The organism is Planktothricoides sp. SR001 (assembly GCF_001276715.1).
Taxonomy (GTDB): Bacteria; Cyanobacteriota; Cyanobacteriia; order Cyanobacteriales; family Laspinemataceae; genus Planktothricoides; species Planktothricoides raciborskii.
The window spans coordinates 75,861-79,803 of record NZ_LIUQ01000031.1 but is presented as its reverse complement, the minus strand read 5'-3'; the positions used below and the strand labels follow the sequence as shown (position 1 = coordinate 79,803).

At 46.5% G+C, this 3,943-nt stretch carries 2 protein-coding genes; both read right to left on the bottom strand.

Translation table 11 applies throughout. From position 1 onward, the window contains the following. Positions 1–255: 255 nt before the first annotated feature. A complete protein-coding gene (locus AM228_RS17940) occupies positions 256–1,146 on the bottom strand; it encodes a 16S rRNA (uracil(1498)-N(3))-methyltransferase (protein WP_054467739.1) in 891 nt (296 codons plus the stop codon). Positions 1,147–1,396: 250 nt separating this feature from the next. Further along, positions 1,397–3,445 carry a sulfite reductase, ferredoxin dependent gene (gene sir / locus AM228_RS17935; RefSeq protein WP_054467737.1) on the bottom strand — a complete coding sequence of 683 codons (2,049 nt, stop codon included), beginning with the start codon at positions 3,443–3,445 and terminating at the stop codon, positions 1,397–1,399. Positions 3,446–3,943 lie beyond the last annotated feature (498 nt).

The following is a 3,943-nucleotide window of genomic DNA, read 5'->3' as shown; positions in this document are numbered from 1 at the left end:
TTCCAAAATGAGAATTGCTGCTGTCATTCCCGCCCAGGCGGGAATCCAGAAAACCTCTGTAATCCAATAAAAACCGCTATATCGATTTCAGTTGTAAATAAATCCAATTATAATTATTTGATTTCAAATTATCGATTTCAGTCGGTTTTAACCGACTTTAGCTAAAAGCGACGGGAATTTATTCCCTGGCGGATTGGCGGATTGGCGGATTGGCGGATTGGCGGATTGGCATCAGTTAACGCAGAAACCCGGTTTCTAACTTTCTAAGTAAGCAGCGACGAGGGATAAGGCGACAATGGGGGCGGTAACGGCTTTGAGGATACGATCGCCTAAAGAAATTGGCTGAAAACCCGCAGCGATCGCCTGTTCCACTTCTGTGGCTGTCCAGCCGCCTTCGGGCCCAGTGGCGATCGCGATTTGGGGATTTGCTTCAGATTTAAGGTCAGATCCTTGCAAAGTTTTGAGTAAATGTGGCCTATCCCCACGAGCCACACAGATATATTTATATTTTTTAGAGTCGGATCCCCCCCCGCCCCCCTTAATAAGGGGGGTGTCGGATCCCCCCGAATTTTCCTGGGTGAGGGTAGGGGCGAACGGCTGTTCGCCCCTACATGAAGCCTGAGAAATTTGCCCTAAACATTCAGAGAAAGCGATCGGTTCAAAAATTGTCGGGACTTTTGCTCGTTCTGACTGTTCGGCGGCTTCTTGGGCAATGCGACGCCACCGTTGAATTTTTTGGGGGCTAGGTTTGAGGAGGCTGCGATCGCTCATTACCGGATAAATCGCACTCACACCGAGTTCTGTAGTTTGACGCACTATCTCTTCTAAGCCATTTCCTTTGGGCATAGCCACAATTAAGGAAACGGTAGCAGGTAATTCGGTGGCAATGGCTATCGGTTCGAGAATTTGGCCATAATAAAGGCCGTTGTCTTCTACGCCAGTTACTATACTTGGGGAGACCCCAAGACCGTACTGGCTTTGGAGTACCGACAACCACCAACCCCCTTGAGGATCGATGACAATAAAGCGATCGCCTATTTTTAACCGCAGCACTCGCATCAGATAGTGCTGCTGTTCGGCGGTCAGCAATATTTGCTGACCTTGAATTTGGGCTTGTGCGATCGCGATTCTTTGTAATTGAGACATGAAGGAGCGGAGGGGCTTCTGGAGCTTCTGGAGCGGAGGATCTTCTGGAGCGGAGGGAGGTTTGTTGATTGTTGATGGTTATTTGTTGTTAGTTATTCGTTGTTAGTTATTCGTTGTTAGTTATTCGTTGTTAGTTGTGAGTTATTCGCTGGTAAAACAACAATCAACAATCAACAATCAACAATCAACCAACAACAATCAACAATCAACAATCAACCAACAACAATCAACAATCAACAATCAACAAAAATTAACCGTCAACCTGATCAGCCGATTGTTGACTAGCGAGGAAAGCTTCCAGGGCATTCGCGGCTAGTTCGCTCATAGGTTTGCCTTGACGGGCGGCTTCATTTTTCAGGCGATGATAAATATCTTCGCTGAGGTTGACGCGACGACGGGGGCGACGTTCTTTTTCGTCTTCTTCAGAACCTTGATCGGCGATCTCTTCGGAAATAGTTTCGGGGCTGGGAGTCAAATCTGTGTCAACGGGAGCGGTCAATAATTCGGTAGTCATTTTGTTGCTAGTTACAGGAGTATTTTGCTTATAAGAGGCGGTAAGTTCACGAATGGTGTCGAGTCCAATGCGATCGCAAAAATCGCCAAAACTCTCACCGGCAGAGAGTCGATTTTGCTTAAAATTGATCAAAATCGGCTCTAGGAATGCCTCTAAGTAATCAATATGTAGCTTCTCAATTACGGGTTGAGCCAGTCGGGTTTGGCTGGGGGAACCACCGAGCCAAATTTGATAACTTTCTGGCGCACTGCCGACAAATCCTAATTCTGCCACATAAGGGCGAGCACAACCATTTGGGCAGCCGGTCATTCTGACTACAAATTGCTCTTGGGATAGCCCTAATTTATTTAATAGAGTGCGAATTCGCTCTAAAATTCCGGGAATGGCGCGTTCTGATTCCGTCACCGCTAATCCACAAGTAGGCAACGCGGGACAAGCCATTGCGGTCCGCACGAGAGGATCGATTTCCGTTTCGGCTTTGATCCCATAGCCTTGGAGGATTTGTTTAATTTCCTGCTGGTTGGCGGGATTAATATCGTAGAGAATTACATTTTGATGGGGACTGACCAACATTGGTATGTTGAACTTCTCGACAATTTCCCGCAAGGCGGTTTTGAGTTTAAAATCACCGCGATCGAAAACTCGGCCATTTTCAATAGAAATGCCCAGAAACATCAACCCATCCCCTTGATCGTGCCAACCGAGAAAGTCTTCATACTTCCATTCGGGTAAGGGCTTAAAGGGTTCGAGTTTTTTGCCAAAATAGGTTTCTACGGTGGCGCGGAATTTTTCCACCCCCCAGTCATTGATGAGATATTTCATCCGCGCATGACGGCGGTTTTGGCGATCGCCATAATCCCGTTGAGTGGCGACCACAGCTTTCACCAACTCATAGACATCTTCTTTGGCTACATAACCAATGGGATCCGCTAACCGGGCAAAGGTTTCCTCTTTGTTATGAGTCCGACCTAAACCACCGCCCGCGAGGACGTTAAATCCCATTAACTTACCCTGTTCGTCAGAAATGACCACTAAACCCAGGTCTTGGGTATAGATATCTACGGAATTATCTCCCGGTACGGTCACGCAAATTTTGAATTTGCGGGGCATAAATTGAGTGCCATAGATGGGTTCTTGGCTATCCTCAAACAGAGTCCCATTATTCTGATGGCGGCGGGCTTCTTTAACGGCGGGATTTTCTTCCCCACTAATAACTTTTTCCCCATCTAGCCAAATCTCATAATAAGCGCCGCTTTGAGGGGTGAGTAAATCGGCGATATTGTTGGCATAGCGCAAGGCATAGTCATACTCTGGGCGATTGTGAAAGGGAGCCGGAGGTGCCATGACGTTGCGATTCAGATCGCCACAAGCCCCCAGGGTTGACCCCATATTGCGGACAATTTCCGCGATCGCACTTTTTAGATTTTTCTTGAGAATGCCGTGCAGTTGAAAGCCCTGGCGAGTGGTGGCTCGCAGAGTATGATTCCCATATTGATCCGATAAGCGATCCAAAGTGAGATAAAGTTGGGGGGGAATAAATCCACCAGGCGATCGGGTACGCAGCATCATTTGATAATCTTTTTCTTGCCCTTTGACCCGATTATCACGATTGTCTTGCTGATAAGAACCATGAAATTTCAGAATTTGAATTCCATCTTCTGTAAAGTAATTGGTATCCAGAAGCAACTCACTGGCTACAGGTTCTCGCAAGAAGTTACTACGCTCCTTGAGTGCTTCCAGCTTCGACAGCTTTTTATCAGTATCTCCAGAGGCAGGAGCCGTCATAGTTGTAGAGTTAGACATTAGTCGTTGATCTCAAAAAAAACTCGCATTCTGTCCGAATCATTAAATGCACAGGATTTACGCACCGTCTATATCTTTTGTGTAAGATTTGGGCAACCACGGGGGAATTGCCCCTACTGTGGTTTCTGTGCGTATTTCCTGACACACTTGTGGTGAAATGTGCGGCTAACTTTCAATACATAAGTCGCCACACCATCTCCAGTAAACCACCCCTCATTCCTCACGAAATGGGTAATTGATAATTGATAGTTGATAGTTGATAATTGATAATTTTGTTTAATTGTCAATTGTCAATGATCAATTGTTAATTATTTCCGCAAATCCGGTCGGAATTGTGGTGATTGGGCTGATTTTACCATTTAATTGGGATCCACAGATTCAGGATCCACAAATCTTTACAAACGAGAGCGGGGGAAGCCGCCGTCGTGTAGGGTGTAGGGTGTAGGGTGTAGGGGAAAGAGAGGGTGTGGGGTGTGGGGG